Annotated in this window: 3 protein-coding genes; all 3 read left to right on the top strand. The window is 69.5% G+C overall.

The genetic code is table 11. The features are described 5' to 3' along the window. Positions 1–73 precede the first annotated feature (73 nt). The 3 genes from GTR02_RS21540 (at position 74) to GTR02_RS22535 (ending at position 1,500) form a co-directional block, all read left to right on the top strand. Complete coding sequence (locus GTR02_RS21540) at positions 74–883, top strand: DUF4328 domain-containing protein (protein WP_166609512.1); 810 nt, start codon at positions 74–76, stop codon at positions 881–883. A gap of 123 nt (positions 884–1,006) precedes the next feature. Beyond that, complete coding sequence (locus GTR02_RS24795; RefSeq protein WP_338073977.1) at positions 1,007–1,348, top strand: hypothetical protein; 342 nt, start codon at positions 1,007–1,009, stop codon at positions 1,346–1,348. Continuing rightward, positions 1,312–1,500 (top strand): hypothetical protein, encoded by a 189-nt coding sequence (locus GTR02_RS22535; protein ID WP_338073976.1) that lies wholly within the window; start codon positions 1,312–1,314, stop codon positions 1,498–1,500. The genes GTR02_RS24795 and GTR02_RS22535 overlap by 37 nt, the downstream gene beginning before the upstream one ends. Positions 1,501–1,801 lie beyond the last annotated feature (301 nt).

Below are 1,801 nucleotides of genomic sequence, written 5' to 3'. Positions count from 1 at the left end.
GCCTCCCCCCGACTCCCTTCCCCGCCGCGTTCGCCTAGCGTGGTGATCCCTGATCCCCGATCAAGGAGCAACGGTGACCGATCCATCGCAGGACGACCGCTGGGGCGCTCCCGGCGGCGGGCAGCCATCTCCCGCCGGTGACGCGCCGGCCTCCTCCGGGCCGCCGTCCTTCGAGAAGGAGCAGAGCGGGCCTGCACCGTTCACGTCGTCCTCCTCCTTTCTGGAGCCGTACCCGTCGCAGAGCCAGTACCCGCCCCAGGGCCAGTACCCACCGCCGTACCCCGACCGGGACCCCTCCGCGGGGCTGCGCCCCGTCGCCGCCATGACCACCGCCGCCGTCGTGCTCGCGGCCGTGGTCACCGGGGGTGAGCTGCTCATCGGGCTGAGCGGGTTCGCCTACTCCAGCGACACGCTGTGGACGGCGTACGACACCCTCACCGTGGTGACGTCCCTGGCCTGGCTGGCGTCGTTCATCGTCACCGGCATCTGGCTGACCCGCGTGCGGCGCAACGCCGAGCTGCTGGCCCCGGCGTTCCACCACCAGCGGGCCTGGGGCTGGGCGTGGGCGGGCTGGGTAGTGCCCTTCGTCTCGCTGTGGTTTCCCTTGCAGGTGGTGCGCGATGCCGTGACGGCCTCGGCGAGCACCGCGAACCCGGCTGCCTCGCACTCGCCACGTCCGCCGTTTGGGCTGTGGTGGGGTACGTGGCTGGCGGGCATGGTCCTCACCAGCGCCGCCGCGCAGCAGCCCACCGTGAACGCGGCGGCCGGCGGGGTGACCATCGGGGGGTTGCACCTGCTCGGTGCGGTCTGTCTGGTGGTGTCGCTCTCGGCGTGGATCAAGATCGTCCGGACGGCGCGGTCCCTTCAGCAGGCCGCGGGCTGATCCTCCCGCGCCGCGCCGCCGGCGGGTGACGATCTCCCGGTCATCCCGTGATGCGCGTGCACGCGGTCATCCCGCGGTCCGGACCCCGCCGGCCGCCGGACGCGAGTCCATCAGACTAGCGGTGTGAGCGAGGTCGCGATCCGCCGAGCTGCCCCGTCTGGTGCCCAAGCGCAGAACGCCCTGCGGGCGTACTACGACGACATCATCAGCCGCTACTACCAGCGACCGGCTGAATCAGCAGAGGTCGACGCCGTCATGAAGGAGAGGAGCCACGACGAACTACTGCTACCACCCCACGGCCTGCTCCTGGTGGCCTGTCGCCGAGAGAGCGTGCTGGGTTGCGTCGGGCTCCGCATCCTGGGCGACATCGGGGAAGTCACCCGCCTCCACGTCACCACACCGCTCGAGGTCACGGCCTCGGATCTCGGCTGCTCACCGCGATCGAGGAGGAAGCTCGTCACTTGAACCAACGGTTGTTGAGGCGGGACACCCGACGCGACCTGGTCGAGGCACGTCGTCTCTACGCACGTCACGGCTTCAAGGAGGTCGAGCCCTTCAACACCGACTTCTACGCCCACCACTGGTTCGCCAAGCCGTTGCCCGCCGCGACGGCATAGCCAGCTACAGCCGGTCTCCAGCTCACCTTTGCCTGGCGACTTCACGGTCATCCGCGATCCGCGCGCGATCACGACCGGCCGACAACGCCCTCACATGTCGGAGAGCGCGTGGTCGGCTGGCGCGCTGACATCTCACCTTCGACCCCGGTGATGAGCCACGAGTGCCAGGATGGTTGTCAAGGCCCGGGTTTGATGGAGACCACCAACCCACGCCTCCGAGAGGATGATGGTCTCCATGGCTGCACCGAGGAAGTATCCCGACGAGCTGCGTGAGCGGGCGATCAGGATGGCCGTCGATGCC

The organism is Kineococcus siccus, assembly GCF_009906795.1.
Classification (GTDB): domain Bacteria; phylum Actinomycetota; class Actinomycetes; order Actinomycetales; family Kineococcaceae; genus Kineococcus; species Kineococcus siccus.
Note: the sequence above shows the minus strand (reverse complement) of the source record. Positions and strands in the feature narration are given on the sequence as shown.